The sequence below is a fragment of the Kitasatospora sp. NPDC048540 genome (assembly GCF_040651175.1).
Classification (GTDB): Bacteria; Actinomycetota; Actinomycetes; order Streptomycetales; family Streptomycetaceae; genus Kitasatospora.
Genome location: NZ_JBEZIR010000023.1, coordinates 19,362 through 34,551, shown reverse-complemented (window position 1 = coordinate 34,551; position 15,190 = coordinate 19,362). Strand labels below are relative to the sequence as shown.

Annotated in this window: 16 protein-coding genes and 2 pseudogenes; 12 read left to right on the top strand and 6 right to left on the bottom strand. The window is 71.1% G+C overall.

Annotation, left to right across the window (positions count from 1 at the left end; genetic code table 11):
• Nucleotides 1-5: 5 nt before the first annotated feature.
• Nucleotides 6-458 carry a DUF1801 domain-containing protein gene (locus tag AB0D08_RS12200; RefSeq protein WP_033824504.1) on the bottom strand — a complete coding sequence of 151 codons (453 nt, stop codon included), beginning with the start codon at nt 456-458 and terminating at the stop codon, nt 6-8.
• Between the two features lie 313 nt (nt 459-771).
• Complete coding sequence (locus AB0D08_RS12195; RefSeq protein ID WP_359888156.1) at nt 772-1,167, bottom strand: cupin domain-containing protein; 396 nt, start codon at nt 1,165-1,167, stop codon at nt 772-774.
• Nucleotides 1,168-1,219: 52 nt separating this feature from the next.
• Between AB0D08_RS12195 and AB0D08_RS12190 the strand changes: the two genes are divergently transcribed.
• The 5 genes from AB0D08_RS12190 (at nt 1,220) to AB0D08_RS12170 (ending at nt 5,788) form a co-directional block, all read left to right on the top strand.
• Nucleotides 1,220-2,212: a helix-turn-helix domain-containing protein gene (locus AB0D08_RS12190; RefSeq protein ID WP_359888153.1), complete on the top strand. Its 993-nt coding sequence runs from the start codon at nt 1,220-1,222 to the stop codon at nt 2,210-2,212.
• A 353-nt stretch (nt 2,213-2,565) separates the two neighbouring features.
• On the top strand, nt 2,566-2,763 hold the full coding sequence (locus AB0D08_RS12185; RefSeq protein WP_359888152.1) for a hypothetical protein: 198 nt from the start codon (nt 2,566-2,568) through the stop codon (nt 2,761-2,763).
• 596 nt (nt 2,764-3,359) lie between these two features.
• Nucleotides 3,360-3,770, top strand: a complete 411-nt coding sequence (locus tag AB0D08_RS12180) for a transglycosylase SLT domain-containing protein (RefSeq protein ID WP_033824508.1) — start codon at nt 3,360-3,362, stop codon at nt 3,768-3,770.
• 275 nt (nt 3,771-4,045) lie between these two features.
• Nucleotides 4,046-5,086, top strand: coding sequence for a hypothetical protein (locus AB0D08_RS12175; RefSeq protein ID WP_359888149.1), 1,041 nt, complete (start codon nt 4,046-4,048; stop codon nt 5,084-5,086).
• A gap of 135 nt (nt 5,087-5,221) precedes the next feature.
• Nucleotides 5,222-5,788 (top strand): hypothetical protein, encoded by a 567-nt coding sequence (locus tag AB0D08_RS12170; protein WP_359888146.1) that lies wholly within the window; start codon nt 5,222-5,224, stop codon nt 5,786-5,788.
• Between the two features lie 38 nt (nt 5,789-5,826).
• Here AB0D08_RS12170 and AB0D08_RS12165 read toward each other — a convergent pair whose 3' ends face one another.
• Both AB0D08_RS12165 and AB0D08_RS12160 read right to left on the bottom strand, forming a co-directional pair.
• Complete coding sequence (locus tag AB0D08_RS12165; RefSeq protein WP_359888145.1) at nt 5,827-6,084, bottom strand: hypothetical protein; 258 nt, start codon at nt 6,082-6,084, stop codon at nt 5,827-5,829.
• A 213-nt stretch (nt 6,085-6,297) separates the two neighbouring features.
• Nucleotides 6,298-8,211, bottom strand: a complete 1,914-nt coding sequence (locus AB0D08_RS12160) for a M12 family metallo-peptidase (RefSeq protein ID WP_359888143.1) — start codon at nt 8,209-8,211, stop codon at nt 6,298-6,300.
• Nucleotides 8,212-8,450: 239 nt separating this feature from the next.
• Here AB0D08_RS12160 and AB0D08_RS12155 point away from each other — a divergent pair, with 239 nt between their 5' ends.
• Genes AB0D08_RS12155 through AB0D08_RS12145 form a run of 3 tightly spaced genes read left to right on the top strand, consistent with a single transcriptional unit; the run spans nt 8,451 to nt 10,058 of the window.
• Nucleotides 8,451-9,050, top strand: coding sequence for a molybdopterin-dependent oxidoreductase (locus tag AB0D08_RS12155; RefSeq protein WP_033824511.1), 600 nt, complete (start codon nt 8,451-8,453; stop codon nt 9,048-9,050).
• Nucleotides 9,020-9,775: a ferredoxin reductase gene (locus tag AB0D08_RS12150; RefSeq protein WP_033824512.1), complete on the top strand. Its 756-nt coding sequence runs from the start codon at nt 9,020-9,022 to the stop codon at nt 9,773-9,775. The genes AB0D08_RS12155 and AB0D08_RS12150 overlap by 31 nt, the downstream gene beginning before the upstream one ends.
• Nucleotide 9,776: 1 nt before the next feature.
• Nucleotides 9,777-10,058, top strand: coding sequence for a DUF6510 family protein (locus tag AB0D08_RS12145; protein ID WP_033824513.1), 282 nt, complete (start codon nt 9,777-9,779; stop codon nt 10,056-10,058).
• A gap of 64 nt (nt 10,059-10,122) precedes the next feature.
• Here AB0D08_RS12145 and bfr read toward each other — a convergent pair whose 3' ends face one another.
• Nucleotides 10,123-10,599 carry a bacterioferritin gene (gene bfr / locus AB0D08_RS12140; protein WP_359888140.1) on the bottom strand — a complete coding sequence of 159 codons (477 nt, stop codon included), beginning with the start codon at nt 10,597-10,599 and terminating at the stop codon, nt 10,123-10,125.
• A 64-nt stretch (nt 10,600-10,663) separates the two neighbouring features.
• A pseudogene (locus AB0D08_RS12135) lies at nt 10,664-11,390 on the bottom strand (FTR1 family protein); the annotation flags it as partial.
• On the opposite strand from AB0D08_RS12135, the pseudogene AB0D08_RS12130 reads away from it, so the two are divergent.
• The 4 genes and pseudogenes from AB0D08_RS12130 to AB0D08_RS12115 form a co-directional block, all read left to right on the top strand.
• A pseudogene (locus tag AB0D08_RS12130) lies at nt 11,365-11,718 on the top strand (MFS transporter); the annotation flags it as partial. The pseudogenes AB0D08_RS12135 and AB0D08_RS12130 sit on opposite strands and share 26 nt — an antisense overlap.
• 300 nt (nt 11,719-12,018) lie before the next feature.
• Nucleotides 12,019-12,867: a serine/threonine-protein kinase gene (locus AB0D08_RS12125; protein ID WP_359888137.1), complete on the top strand. Its 849-nt coding sequence runs from the start codon at nt 12,019-12,021 to the stop codon at nt 12,865-12,867.
• 195 nt (nt 12,868-13,062) lie between these two features.
• A complete protein-coding gene (locus AB0D08_RS12120) occupies nt 13,063-14,370 on the top strand; it encodes a pentapeptide repeat-containing protein (protein WP_359888135.1) in 1,308 nt (435 codons plus the stop codon).
• A 527-nt stretch (nt 14,371-14,897) separates the two neighbouring features.
• A complete protein-coding gene (locus AB0D08_RS12115) occupies nt 14,898-15,182 on the top strand; it encodes a hypothetical protein (RefSeq protein ID WP_359888133.1) in 285 nt (94 codons plus the stop codon).
• Nucleotides 15,183-15,190 lie beyond the last annotated feature (8 nt).

The following is a 15,190-nucleotide window of genomic DNA, read 5'->3' as shown; positions in this document are numbered from 1 at the left end:
CGGCCTCAGCTCACCGCCTGCTTCACGAGCTCAGTGATCCGCGCCTCCACCTCGGGCGTCACCTCGGTCAGGGCGAAAGCCGCCGCCCACATCGGGCCGTCGTCCAGCTTCGCCTGGTCGCTGAACCCGAGCGTCGCGTAGCGGGACTTGAACTTCTCCGCGCTCTGGAAGAAGCAGACCACCTTGCCGTCCAGCGCGTAGGCGGGCATCCCGTACCAGAGCTTCGGGGCGAGGACCGGGGCGGCGGCGGTGACGACGGCGTGCACGCGCTCGGCCATGATCCGGTCCGAGTCCTGCATCTCCGCGATCTTGGCGACCACGTCCCGCGCCGCCTCCGCCGCCTTGTCCGCCTGCGAGCCACGGCGGGCCGCCGCCTTCAACTCCTTGGCGTGGTCCTTCATCGCGGCCCGCTCCTCGGCCGTGAACCCCTCGTGCGTGCTGCGTCCGGTACTGCTCATGAAAGATCTCCCCGTTGATGACCTTGATGCGCGGAACCTTGCGAGGGGACCATATCCCGCCCCACCGACATCAACCGTCCCGCGCTGCACGGGCATGCACCGCGTCCCGCGCAGATCGTGTCGCGCTCCAGGTCCGGACGAGATCCAGTGCGCCGCCTTCCGGTGCACGGCCTGCCTGGAGGGTAATTGACGTAGCGTCGGACGATGCCCCCGAGGCAATGACGCTGCCTGCATCCAGCGACGCGCCTGGTCCGCGTCGCTCATGTCGGACGGATACCTCGGCCGCCTGTGATCCCGGCCGCTGTCCGTCCGCTCACGCGTTGAGGATGTGTCCGGTGGTCGCGTCCACGTGGTCGGGGATCTCGTCGTGGCGGTCGCCCACTGTCGGCGTCCCGGTCGGCTCGAACAGGAGGATCGCGGCACCGGACGGCGCGGACGGTTTGTGCTCCGTACCCGCAGGGACGGTGAAGACCGCACCCTGGGGCAGCTTGACCGTGCGTTCCCCTTCGGGCTCGCGCAAGGAGATGTGCAGCTCACCGTCGAGTACCAGGAAGAACTCGTCGGTGTCGTCGTGGGCGTGCCAGAGGTGTTCGCCCTGGACCTTGGCGATCCGGACGTCGTAGTCGTTGACGCGCGTGACGATGCGGGGGCTCCACAGCGCATCGAAGGAGGCCAGCGCGTGGCGAAGGGAGATGGGTTGGTTGCTCATGGGCTCATCCTGAGCTGTTTCACCGGGCCGGTGTGAGTGCTAGGAATAGCAGATGGCGAAAGAATCCTCGCATCAGGCTCGTGCAGCAGGCGTCCACCGGGTGGTCGTGATCGTGGACGAGAACTCGAACCCTTTCGAGCTCGGCTGTGCAACCGAGGTCTTCGGCCTCCGCAGGCCGGAGATCGGCCGCGATCTCTACGACTTCAGCCTCTGCTCCCCAGAGCCCCGCACGGCAATGCGAGACGGATTCTTCACGCTCACGGGAGTCGCCGGCTTGGAGGCGTCCGATACGGCGGACACATTGATCGTCCCCAACCGCCCCGACGTCGAAGTGCCCCGCCGACCCGCCGTGCTCGACACCATCCGACGGGCGCACGCCCGCGGTGCACGGCTGATCGGCTTCTGCAGCGGCGCCTTCACCCTGGCCGAAGCCGGAGTCCTCGACGGGCGCCGGGCCACGGCCCACTGGCAGTGGGCGGATGCCTTCCGTGCCCGATTCCCCGCCGTCCGCCTCGAATCGGATGTGCTGTTCGTGGACGACGGTGACATCCTCACCGCCGCGGGAAGCGCGGCCGCACTCGACCTCGGGCTGCACGTGGTCCGCCGCGACCACGGCGCCGAAATCGCCAACGCCGTGAGCCGGCGACTGGTCTTCGCGGCGCACCGCGACGGCGGACAGCGGCAATTCGTGGAGCGCCCCATGCCCGACCTCCCCGATGAATCCCTGGCCCCGGTCCTGGCCTGGGCCCAGGAACGGCTCGACTCGCCGCTCACGGTCTCCGACCTCGCGGCGCGGGCGGCGGTCAGCCCGGCGACACTGCACCGCCGCTTCCGGGCGCAGCTGGGGACGACCCCCCTGACGTGGCTCACGGGAGAGCGGCTCGCCTTGGCATGCCAGTTGATCGAGCGAGGCGAGTCACGATTCGAGGTCGTCGCACGCCGAAGCGGACTGGGTACGGCTACCAACCTGCGGTCGCTCATGCGTCGCGAGACGGGTATCACTCCGTCGGCGTACAAGCGCCGGTTCGGGCCCGAGGGAAGCTGACGGCGGGGGTGGTCCATCCCCTATGGCTCTCAGCCACGTAGTGGTAAGTGCCTCTGTTGCTGATCCTGCGCCGTTAAGCCAGGACGTTTCGCACCGCGGTGCGGATGGCCGCCGGACGGCGTCCCCGGTGCGGGCACGGGCCTACGCGCCCCATGCGTGCCAGGTAGCGGTCGGCTTCCCCTCTCCCCTGCCGAGGTCGACGACGGCCGGCGCCTTCGCACCTGGTCCACAGCGGTCCGGAGGCGAATCCTCGGGCTCCGGGCGGCACCGACGGCCCAGTGGGGGGCCGCCGCTCACCCGGTCGGCCCGCGTGGGAGGCTTGGCGGCCCCTCTCCCCCGAAGGACCCACGATCATGAGCGACACCGACTACGGCAGCGGCACCAGCAGCGACTCCGGCGGCGGCCTCGGCTGGGACAGCAGCCAGCAGGTGCCGAATGCCGGCCGCCGTCGCGACCCCGGCGCCGTGCGGTGGCCGTCGAGCGGGCGGCGGTGGCTGTTCGTGCTGGGGCTGCTGCTGGTCATGGTGGTCGCCGCCCTCGCCGCCTCCTGACCCCGCCGGTGCCCCAGCGAGCACCTCAGCGGCCCGGGCGGGCCCAAGTGCGCTGCGCCACAGGCTTCGTGCGCATACGGATGCCTGCGGTGCGTAGTGGAATCAGCGCCCGCCGACCACTCCGGCGCGGCCGGGCGGTGAGGGTGCTCACACGGCCCCCAGGGTCTACGACCATCGATAGTTGATCGTCCGGGCCGCCAGGTGCGGCCCATGGGCGCCCCCACCGCGGATCATGCCGATCGGTGCCGATCTGCGGGCGGAACCGGGATCGCGGGCCATTCAGCCTCGGAAATCTGTCCGAAATGCACCGGTTTTAGAGGTTTAGATCCCCGTGGAGGCGTCCGAGCCGACCCCCCGGAGCGGGTCGAACCCGGATGTTTACTACTACCGGGCGTCGTAATTAGGGGTCTTGGCGGCGTGCCGGACGCCCGCTAACAATGGCGGAGTCGTCAGACGCCGCAGCAACCTGTCAGGCTGCGGCGCCCGTTCAGGCCCTCGCTCCATGAGGTGCCCCACGCCCCGTCCCGCCCAGGCCGGTATCCGGTCGAGAGGCGCAGCGGACGGGAGCGTAGCCAACCGATTGAGGCAAAACCTTTATGCGTAAGTTCTCCACCCGTGTGCGTACCTCGGCCGCCGTGCTCGTCTCCGCTGCCGGTATCGCCGCTCTCGGCACCGCCGTCGCCCCCGCGATGGCGTCCGCCGCCACCCCCGCCTACTCGCCGGGCTCGGTCCAGGCCATCGCCGCCCAGATCGTCCCCGCCAACCAGCTGGCCTCGTTCAACCAGATCGTCTCGCACGAGAGCAGCTGGAACGTGACGGCCACCAACGCCTCCTCCGGCGCGTACGGCCTGGTCCAGGCCCTGCCGGGCTCCAAGATGGCCTCGGCCGGCGCCGACTGGAAGACCAACCCCGCGACCCAGATCAAGTGGGGTCTGAACTACATGAACGAGCGCTACGGCAGCCCGAACGCCGCGTGGGCGTTCTGGCAGACCCACCACTGGTACTAAGCCGACCACGTGGCCCCTCAGGTGTGACCGCCGCCACCCGACGACACCCGACGTCGTGACGGCTCACCCGGCCCTCAGCGCCACCGGCCCCACCGGGCCCAGGTGATCGCGCGCGCCGGCTCAGGACCGTTCCTACCTCACCCGGTAGGGGCGGTCCTTCGGCGTTCCCGCCCTCGCTCCCCCGCCATCCCGAGGCGTGTCGCCGCCGGGCTGTGCCCCGGGCGCGGGCTAGCGTGGCAGACCCGCAGACCCGCCGCACACAGGAGGTTCGGTCGATGGCCGCAAGCGGGTCCGGGGTGATGGGGAGCGGGTACGGCAGCCACTCCGCGGCGCAGCACGCGGGGTTGGCGGCGACCGTCGGGATGCTGGACCGGGCCTTGAGCGTCGTCCCGGTGCCGGACGACGGGCGGGCGTTCCGCGTCGCCGACCTGGGCTGCGCCGCCGGGACCAACGCGATGGAGCCGATGGCGCGCACGGTGGCGGCCGTCCGGGCCCGCCGTCCCGGGACCCCGGTCTGGGTCACCCACACCGATATTCCCGGGAACGACTTCCGTGCGCTGTTCGCCACCCTGTCCGGGCCGACCTCCTATCTGGGCGGCCCCGGTGTGTTCGGCTGCGCCCAGGCCCGTTCCTTCTACGAGCCGCTGTTCCCGCCGGGCGAGCTGCACCTCGCCTGGTCCTCGATCGCGGTGCACTGGCTGTCCCGGCTCCCGGTGCCGGTCGACGGGCACGTCTACGGTCCCCGGGCGACCGGGGCGGCCCGCGAGGCCCTGCGCGGGCAGTCGGCTGCCGACTGGGCGGACTTCCTCGTGCACCGGGCGGCCGAGCTGGTGCCGGGCGGGCAGCTGGTCGTGGTGGGCGGGGCCGCCACCGACGACGGGCTGAGCGGCGCGGAGGGCCTCTTCGACCTGGCGCTCGAGCAGCTCGACGAGCTGGTCGGCCGGGGTGAGCTGACGGCCGGCCAGCTGGCGGCCATGACCGTCCCGACCTGGAACAGGACCGCCGCGGAGTACCTCGGCCCGTTGCGCGGCGGCCCGCTCGCCGAACGCTTCCGGCTGGAGGAGGCGGAGTTCGTGGTGCTGGAGGACCCGATGTGGGGGAGGTACTGCGCCGACGGCGATCTCGACGCGTACGCCCGCGAGGTGTCGGCCTCGTTCCTGGCTGCGTTCGGCCCGTCCCTGTTCGCGGGGCCGGTGGCGGTCGGTCCGCGGACGGTCCGGCTCTTCGCCGACGGCCTCACGGCCCGGGTGAAGGAGCGGCCCGAGCAGGGCGCGGCCCGCTGGCGGATCGAGCTGCTGCGGGCGACCCGCCGCTGACCCGGCGGCCGTCCCCGGTAAGCGACAGGGCGCACGCGCGGCGACCCGGACGTCGGTGGGAGCCGGGGTGCCCGTGCAGATCGCGCTCCCGTTAGGATCACGCTCCGGTGGTCGCTCACGGGGGGAGCCTGGGCTGTGAAGAGACCGGGATGTCTGCTGGCCGCGGTGGGTGCCGCCATCGTGCTGGGCCTGCTCGGCAGGTGTACGGCGCTGGTGCTCGACCCGGCGTCCGGGGGGCCGGACAACCGGGTGGCGGCGGCCGATTCCCGGGTGTGCGCGCAGACCGGCGGCAACAACCTCCCCCTCGCCGAGGCGACGGCCCACTTCGGTCTGGCGGTGCCTCCCGCCGCCACGGACCTCGTCTTCACCGCGGACGCGGGCGGTCTGCAGGGCGATTTCAGCCTGACGCTGCGGTTCACCACCACGCCCGCGGATCTCGCCACGTTCCTCTCGGCCGGCGATTTCGAACCACCGAGCGCCGCCACGACGGTGTCCACGGGCGACTGGACCACCTACGAGCCCGGGGCAGCTGTCCGGCCTGCCGGGGGCCCGTGCGGCCTGACCCCGCCGGTCGGCCCGGCCATCGTCTACAGCCGGGACGGTCGCGGCTACGCGGGGAAGGCCGGTCCGCGGTCCCTGGCGGTGGACGGCGCGACCGATCCGGCGCATCCCGTGGTCTGGGTCTCCGCCGTGGATCTGTGAGCCGGACCCGCCGAGGCGTGGCCTGCCGAACGGCTCGGTCAGCTTTCGCGCAGCCGCAGGGAGCCGCTGAATCCGCAGGTCAGGCAGACGATCCACTGCACCAGCAGACCGTCGGCCCGGCGCGCGGGCTCGCCGGCGGCGACCGAGTCCTCCCAGCCGCAGAAGTCGCAGGTGCCCTCGGTGCCGGGCAGCCGCCGTAGCGGCCGCATCGGGTCGTCCGGCGCTGCCTGCACGCCGAGCCACTCGCAGCCGCCGCACTCCCACCACAGCTCGGGCCGGTCCCGTGGTCCGGTCACCGACGCCCCCCAGGCGTTGTGCCGCCGCTTCACCCGAAAGCCCGTCAGGTCGTCTCCGCACTGCGGGCACTGATGACCCATCCGTCCGTCGCCTCCGGTCGCTCGCTCGGTCCGCGGGCGGATCGGCCCGCCGACGCAGCGTAGCGGCCCCCGGGCCGAGGGTCGGCCCGGGGGCGGTGGACGGTGGGAAGGTGGACGGTGGGGTGGGGTGGTTCAGCTCTCGGTGCCGGCCTCCGGGTGCCACGGGGCGTCGCAGTCGATCCGCAGGGCCAGGGTCCGGTCGGCCTCCTGGTTCTGGGCGCGGTCGACCGAGCGGTAGAGCAGCTGGTGCTCTCCCTCGCCGCGGACGGGGATCGGGCCGGTGTAGGTGGTCCAGCCCGCGCCGTCGAGGTTGTACTCGGTCAGCGCCACCCCGGAGATGTCGTCGGTCGCGGTGAGGACGACCAGCTGCTCGTCGTCGCGGCCGGCCGCGTCCTTGTGGCCGTGCGAGGGGCGGATCCTGGCCGTGGTGACCGGTGCGGTGGTGTCCACCGGCAGGTCCATGGCCTCGTCGTCCGGGTCGGCCTCGTTGTCCAGGGTCGGGGCGGGGACGCCGGCGGTGTCGCCCTGGTGGCCGACGGAGCCGCCGCGCAGCTGGAGCACGCTCCAGTCGTCGTGGCCGGGGAGCCTGGTCCTGTCGGTGTCGCCGTTGACGTCGACCATGACCGGGTCGCTGCCGACCTTGCCGTTGCAGTCCCAGTCGACGGCGCCCTTGCTCGACGGGATGGTGACGAACTTGCCGACCGTCCCGTCGACGCCGGGGCAGTAGTGGCTGACGTCGTAGAGCGGGGTGGTCGGCGGGTAGACACGCTCGTCCAGCGTGGTCTCGTTCAGGAACAGGTCCTGGCGGGAGTAGTCGACGAGACCGGTGGTGGTGCCCACCGTCAGGCCGAACTGGTAGGTGTAGTTCATCACGCTGAAGTACTGCGGCTCGCGGTTGGGCAGGTCGGTGTCACCGCTGTGCCGCAGGCCCAGGTTGTGGCCGAGTTCGTGCATCAGGGTGCCGGCCTGCTCGGCCACCGTGCCGGTCTGGTTGGTGAAGCTGCCCAGGCTGACGATGAAGTCGCTGCCGGGGGTGCCGGCGGAGATCCCGCTGGAACCGGATCCGGCCTCCAGGTTGTGCGCCGAGATCGCGTAGTGGAAGATCGGCGCCCGCGCGGTGCTGCGGAAGCCGCCGGTGGCGTTCTTCAGCGTGGTGAAGGCGTTCCACTGGTACATGCCGTCGACCTTGGTGCCGAGGTTCGCCGTCTCGGTGAGCTTCTTGGCCCGGCTGAGGGTGCCCCAGGTCGCGTTGGTGGCGAAGTCCATGATGCTGTCGGGGCCGGCGTCGATGTGCAGGTTGATGCCGGTGCCGGTCTGGCGCTTGCGGTAGGGGGCGTTCTTGAAGGCGTCGACGACCTGCTTGATCGCGGCGGGGCTGATCGCGTGGCTGTGCTTGTCGTCGGCCATCCAGTCGAGCTGGATGAAGATGTCGGGCCGGTTGACGTCCGCGCCCATCGCCTTGAGGTCGATGAACTTGTTCGGGCTGCCGTCGCCGGGGTTGAGGGTGACCCCGTTGCGCTTCCAGTCGTCCGGGATGCCGTCGCAGGTGGTGGAGTTGCAGTCGAAGGAGAACCGGACCGGGGTGTTCTGGTCCTGGCCGCCGCTGTGGCTGATCACGTAGCCGGTCGGCGCCGACTCCGAGAAGCTGTTCGGACCGGTGAACGGGACGTCCCAGCCCATCTGGAGCGTCGCGTTGCCCTCGCCCTGGACGAAGAGGTTGACCGTCGCCTTGGCCCCGTAGGAGGAGTTGCACGGTGCCACGGTCCAGCTGGCCGTGGTGCCGGCCGCGATCACGGACGGCACGAACGGGATCACGCAGCCCTCGGGCACGTTGGCGCTGGCGGCCGTGACGTCGCGGTCGCTCTTGTTGTCGAACTGCACGGTCACCGTGCCGGCCACCCGGCGCGCGGCGGCGGCCGGGGTGACGACCGCGAGCGTGGTCAGCAGGGCCACGACCAGGACGAAGAGCGCCGTCAGGCCGCCTCGCCGGGGCGCTCCGGGGGTGCTCGGTCCGCCTGCGGCGCCGAGGGGAGGTTCATCGATCATGCGTTCACGTTAAGCGTGCGCTTGACGACACTCCGTCACGACATGACGCGCCGTCACTCCGACGGCCCCCGGCCGACGGCGGGGAGTGCGTCGGCCCGGCGCGTCGGCCCGGCACTCCGGTGAGGCGCTCCGGTGCGGCTCTCCGGTGCTCCGGTGCTCCGGTGAGAGGCGCCCGGGGGTTGCGCGGGGTGACAATGGCAGCTGGACCGTCCGGTCGCCCCGACAGGAAGGGTGGGGCCATGACCGTGATCTCCCCGGGGTTCCGGGGCCGCCCGCGCACCTCGGGCCACCGGCTGCCGCCGGGCCAGTACGAGACCCGTGACTTCCCGGTGCTGTCCGCCGGTCCGACGCCGAGGGTCGCCCGCGAGGACTGGGAGTTCACCGTCACCACGGAGACCGGCGACCGGTACCGCTGGACCTGGGGCGATCTGCTGTCCCTGCCGGCCGAGCGCTTCACCGTGGACCTGCACTGCGTGACGCGCTGGTCCAAGTTCGGGACCTCCTGGGAGGGCGTCTCCCTGGACGTCCTGCTGGGCACGGTCCAGAGCGCCTCGGACTACGCCCTGGTCAGCGCCTACGGGGGCTACACCACCAACCTGCCGCTCGCCGACCTGCTGAACGGCCAGGCCTGGATCGCCCACCGCTACGAGGGCGCCGACCTGCCGGCCGAGCACGGCGGCCCGGCCCGGCTGCTCGTCCCGCACCTGTACCTGTGGAAGTCAGCGAAGTGGGTGCGCGGCATCGAGCTGACGGCGCGCAGCGAGCCGGGGTTCTGGGAGAGCGTCGGCTACCACGACTACGGAGACCCATGGCGCGAGCAGCGGTACCAGGGCGACTAGGCGAACGCCTGCGCTGGCGGGTCGCCACGGTGCTCGAACGGCGCCGCGAGACCGCGGCGGCGGTCTCGATCGCCCTGGACGTACCCGGCTGGCCCGGCCACCTCGCCGGGCAGCACGTCGACGTCCGGCTGACCGCCGAGGACGGCTACAGCACCCAGCGCAGTTACTCGCTGACCTCCGCCGCGGACGGCTCACGGATCGAGCTGACCGTGCAGAGCGTCGCCGACGGCGAGGTCTCCCCCTACCTGGCCGGGCAGGTGGCGGTCGGTGATCTGCTGGAGCTGCGCGGGCCGGTCGGCGGCTGGTTCGTGTGGCGCCCGGAGCAGGACACCCCGGTCCTGCTGGTGGCTGGCGGCTCGGGCGTCGCCCCGCTGATGGCGATGATCCGCGCCCGGCGGGCGGCGGGCGGCCGCAGCCCGTTCCGGCTGATCTACTCGGTGCGCACCCCCGAGGACCGCTGGTACCTGGGCGAACTGCGCCGCGGCGACCCGGGGTTGGACACCACGTTCCTGTACACCCGGTCCGCCCCCGACGGCTGGCCCCGGCCGCCCGGCCGGATCGGCGCCGCCGACCTGCGGACCTGGGGCTGGCCGCCCGACTTCTTCCCCGAGTGCTACGTCTGCGGCCCGACCGGCTTCGTCGAGAGCGTCGCGGACCAGCTGGTCACGCTGGGCCACGACGCGGCCCGGATCCGCACCGAACGCTTCGGACCCACCGGAGGCTGACATGACCACCGACGCCGGCGCCCCCTCGTACCAGGACGGAAACGCCCTCGCGGGCCCGCTCTCGGAGCTGTTCACGGTCGACCTCACCACGGCCCTGACCCGCTGCACCGGCTGCGGCGCGGCGGGACCGCTGGCGGGGCTGCGGGTCTACGCGCACGCGCCGGGACTGGTCGGCCGGTGTCCCGGCTGCGGACAGGTGGTCCTGCGGCTGGTCCGCGGCCCGCGGGCGGCCTGGCTGGACCTGCGCGGCACGGTCGCGCTGCGGATCCCGCTGGGCAGCTGACCAGCACCGGCCCTCGCGGACGGCTGGCCGGCGCGCGAGCGGCGCGAGCGAGCGGCGGGTGGCCTCAGGAGGGCTGTTCGACCAGCTGCGCGGTGTAGAGCGGTTCGCCGAGCGAGGCGAGCAGTTGCAGCTGGGTGTCGAGGTAGTCGATGTGCTCCTCCTCGTCGGCGAGGATCGACTCGAAGAGGTTGGCCGAGGTGACGTCGTTCTTGGCCCGCATCAACACGATGCCGCGGCGCAGCCGGTCGATCGCCTCGGCCTCCACGACGCGGTCGGCCTCCAGCATCTCCTTGACGCTCTGACCGATGGTGAGGTGGAACAGCCGCTGGTAGTTGGGCAGTCCGTCGAGGAGCAGGATCCGGTCGGTGAGGATCTCGGCGTGCCGCATCTCGTCGAAGGACTCGGCCCTGGTGTGGGCGGCCAGCTTCGGCCAGCCGTAGTGCTCCTGCATCTTGGCGTGCAGGAAGTACTGGTTGATGGCGGTGAGTTCGGCGGTGAGCTGCTCGTTGAGGAATTCGATGACCTCGGCGTCGCCCTGCACGGTGGCTCTCCGTTCCGGTGGCTCGGGGCCGGGCGCGGCACGGCACCGGTCCGGCGGACCCTTCTCATTCCAGCCCACCCGGCGGGGCGCTGCCACCGCAGCGGTCGGCGGCGCTCCAGTGCTCGCGGTGGTCGGCGCCGCCGGTGACCCCCGCCGGCCGGGCGGGCCGCGGGCGCCGCAGGAACAGAACCAGCTCGGGGACCAGGTAGGCCACCCGGACGGCGAGTTGCAGGACGGTCGGGTCGGGCTGGAAGGTGAACACGCCTTTCAGTGGGGTGCCGTGCCAGCTGTCCTTGGGGATGGTGCCGGAGACGCCGAAGGCGAGGTTGTCCAGGCCACCCAGCCGGCCGGTCTCCTGGAGGTCGTGGACGCCGTAGGCGCGGACGTCGGCCGCGACGACGATCAGCAGGGCCCCGGTCCAGGTGAAGGACTTGGCGAGGTCGATGCGCAGGGCGCCGCGGTAGCACAGCCAGCCGAGCAGGACGGCGGTGACCAGGCCGAGGGCGGCCCCGGCCAGTGGCGGCGGCCTGGGTGGCCTGGACGGCGGGCCGGATGAGCAGGGCGGTCTCCAGTCCCTCGCGGCCCGCGGCGAGGAAGGTGGTGACGGCGAGGACCAGGGTGCCGAGCGCGGCGGCGGAGTCGCCCTTGCCCTGGAGGTCGGACTTGAGGTGGCGGGCGGTGCGGCGCATCCAGAACACCGTCCAGGTCACCAGGGCCACCGCGATGATCGACAGGGTGCCGCCGAGCGCCTCCTGCGCCTCGGAGCTGAGTTGGCTGGACCCGTACTTCAGCCGACGGCGGTCTCCGCCACTGTCCTCGGTGGGCGCGTCGGTGGGCGCGGTGGCGGCGGTGCCGCTCGGCCCGTGGGTGGAGTACCGCCGCAAGCGGCCGGTGCTGATCGCGACCGACCTGGTGTGGTTCGGCGCACTCACCTTCCTGTAGCTCCTGCTGGTCTCGGTGGTCGTCACGGCGGCCGACATCACCTTCCGCGCCGCCTTCGGCTCCTATCTGAAGACACTCGCGCCGCCCGACGCCCTCCTCGCCGCGGGCGCCCGGTTCGAGTCGACGGCTTGGACGACCACGATCATCGGACCGCCGCTGGACGGCAGTGCGATCGGCCCCGCAGCCCGAGCCCGTCCCGGCCCGCGCCTGACGCGCCACCGCGGCCGTCCCGCGTCGGGTGGCGGTGCCCGGCGCGCGCGGTACCGCCCGGGCGCTCAGCATGGACGATCCGCATCACCGCCGCCACACCACCTCCCGCTGACCTGACGTCAGTCCGGTACCGGACACTGGCGCTGCCCACCACCGCGCCCCCGCGTCCAGCGATGGCAATCTCCGCCCACACCGTCGGGACAACAGTCGGATCACCGGCGTCTTGGCTAGACTCCGGCGTTGAGGAGGTTTGAGAGTGGTGGCTCATTGATCGGTACACAGATCGCCGGCTATCAGGTCGAACGCGAGATCGGGCGCGGAGGGTCGGCCGTGGTGTATCAGGCGAGAGATCTACGACTGAACCGCACGGTGGCATTGAAACTGCTTGCGCCTCAGCTGGCGCAGAATGACGATTTTCGTCGACGGTTCATCCATGAGTCGCGCGTGGCTGCCGCCATCGACCATCCGCATATCGTGCCGATCTTTGCAGCAGGCGAAGCCGACGGTCTCCTGTACATCGCCATGCGCTATGTCGACGGGCTGGATCTGGGGGCCCTGGTCGACCGCGACGGCCCGCTCCCCGTCATGGCAGCGGTGCGCATCGCTACCCAGATGGCGTCGGCACTGGATGCGGCGCACGAGCATGGGCTCGTCCACGGGGACGTCAAGCCCGGAAACATCCTGGTCGCCAGGAGCAACAGCATCGAAGATCCCTACTATGCGTACCTCACGGACTTCGGCACGGCGGAATCGCCGGGCGGCCCAATTGCGGCTGGCGCATTCGTGGGCACCGTCGAGTACGTCGCGCCCGAGCAGATCACCGGCGACCCCACAGGCGAGAGGGCGGATCTGTACAGCTTGGCGTGCGTTGTCCACGAAATCCTGGCCGGTGAGTCACCTTTCCGGCGCGACGACTCCTTGGCCGAGTTGTGGGCACACCTGTACGATCCCCCGCCGGACCTGTCCCTGCAGTGCCCAGGGCTCGCGCCGGCTGTCGACGGCGTGATGGCGAAAGCATTGGCGAAGCCTCCTGAGCATCGCTACGGATCGTGTGGGGAGTTCGCGGCCGAGTTGCTTGCCGCGGCATGCATCTCGGAGACCGACTCCCCTGCGTAAGGAGAGGCGAGCAGTTCGAGCAGTCGGCACGCAAGGCGTCATGATGCGCCGTCCGGGCGACATGCGGGAGGGCTGAGAGGCCGCGGCGGTCTCCAAGATCTGATCATCGGGCATGCTGAACCGGTGACCCGTGGACGCTGGTGGCAACGCCGATCGCGGAATCCAAGCGGTCGGTACGCACCGGATCTGTGGCCCGTGTGGATCGTGGCCGGCCTTGCCGTCACCGTGGTGTGCGTCGCCGGAATCGGGGCGTACTGGCTCGTGAGCCACCTCACGGAAGGCGCGGCCGACGCGTCGAACCCTGCAGACGCCATCAGGCTCACCCTCGCCATCCTGACGGTCATCGGCGCGGTGCTCACCGGCGTCTACGCCTACCGCAAGCAGCGAATCGCCGAGGGGGACGCCCACCGCGCGGACGCCACCCAGTTCGCCGAGCGCTACTCCACCGCCGCCGGCCAGCTCGGCCATGAAACACCAGCCGTACGCCTCGCCGGCGTCTACGCGATGACCCAGCTGGCCGACGACTGGGATGAACAACGCCAGGTCTGCATCGACGTTCTCTGCGCCTACCTGCGCATGCCCTATGAGTGGGATCCCGAGTCGGACAAGTACCGAAAGGGAGAACGGGAGGTCCGGCACACCATCATCCGAGTGATCCGCGACCACCTTCAAGGATCGCAGGAGCGGCGGTCGTGGTCGGGTTTCACTCTTGATTTCACGCGGGCGACCTTCGACGGAGGCGACTTCTCCGACAGCCACTTCCGCGGAAACGTCTCCTTCTCCGATACCGAGTTCATCGGCGACTCGTTCAGCTTCGACGGCGCGCGATTCAGCGACGGCGTGGTCGACTTCCGTGGCGCACGCTTCGACATCGGTACGATCAGCTTCGACCGCGCTCGCTTCGACGGCGGCACCGTCGACTTCGGCCAGGCAAGGTTCAGCAGCGGCATCCTCGCCCTCCGCGGCGCCGTGTTCGATCCGTCCGGTATCGCCACGTTCCACCACGCGCAGTTCAGTGGCGGGACGGTCGACCTGGACGACGCCCAGCTCAACGGCGGCACGGTCGACTTCAGGTACGCGCAGTTCTCCAACAGCACGGTCAACCTCAACCGTGCCGTGTGCGCCGACGGGTCACTCGCCTTCAACCGAGCGCACTTCACAGGTGGTACGACCAGCTTCGACCATGCGCAGTTCAGCGGAGGCGCGGTTGCCCTCGACGATGCTGAGTTCACTGACAGCACGGTCAGCTTCTACGCGACACGGTTCACCGGCGGAACCCTCACTTTCGACTACGGACAATTCACCGGCAGCACGGTCACCTTCCACCACGCACGGTTCGTCGGGGGCGGGGTCGCGCTGGGCCACGCCAGGTTCACCGGCGGCACGCTCTCGTTCGTTCGCGCCCAGGTGACCGAAGGTGTCCTTACCTGCGATGAAGCGCAGTTCAGCGATGTCAGCATCCGATGGGGGCGCGTCCGGCCACAAGAGGGATGGACGGCGTGACCGGCGGGGCCGCGCGGTGTGGCCGGGGCTGGATGATCACGAGCCCGCCCACGGGCGCGATCACACGGCCGACTCGGGCCTGAGATGTTCGCCGCTCACACCTGCATGGCCCGTAGCCGGCCAGCCTCTTGCTGGAGTGCGGTGACGCCGGGCCTGGGGGAGGCCTGCGGCCTCCAGCACGGTGGCGATCCGGTCGATGGTGCCCGGGACTCCCGCGATGCCCTGGGCCGCTCTGGACGAAGTACAGGATCGTCCGCAGCTCGATCCAGTACGCGTAGGACTCGCCCTGGAGTTGCGGTTCCACCGCGCCCAACACCGCGCGACCGAGTTCGTGCAGTGGAAGCATCGCGGACAACAAGTTGACAGACGGGTCCTGCAGGCTGTCCATCCGTGGCTGCTGCACCCGTACGAACACCACCGGCAGGAAGGATGTCCCATCCTCAAAGATCCGGTACTCCGGCATCGGATCTGGCGGCGGAGCATCGGGGTTGTCGTCGCTGCGGAGCACTGCTGGCAGGATCTGCGGCGTGGACACACGCGAATGGCCCGCCGATGCGCGCACGGGCACCCCGGTGGACGAGGTGCTCCGCTGCCTGCGGGAGCGGCTGCCCGCGCTGGTGGTCGAGCGCGGGGTGGACCGGGCGGGGGCCGACGGCGACAGCTTCTTCGTACGGCTGGCGAGCAACCCCGAAGCGGTCGAGGTGGAGTGCGGGCCGGGCGGACGGCCGCCGTTCGTGGTGTCCGACGAGTACTCCTGGATCGACGCGCCGGACGCGGCCGTGGCGGCGGTCCACCAACTCATCAGGGCCTGACGGACCGG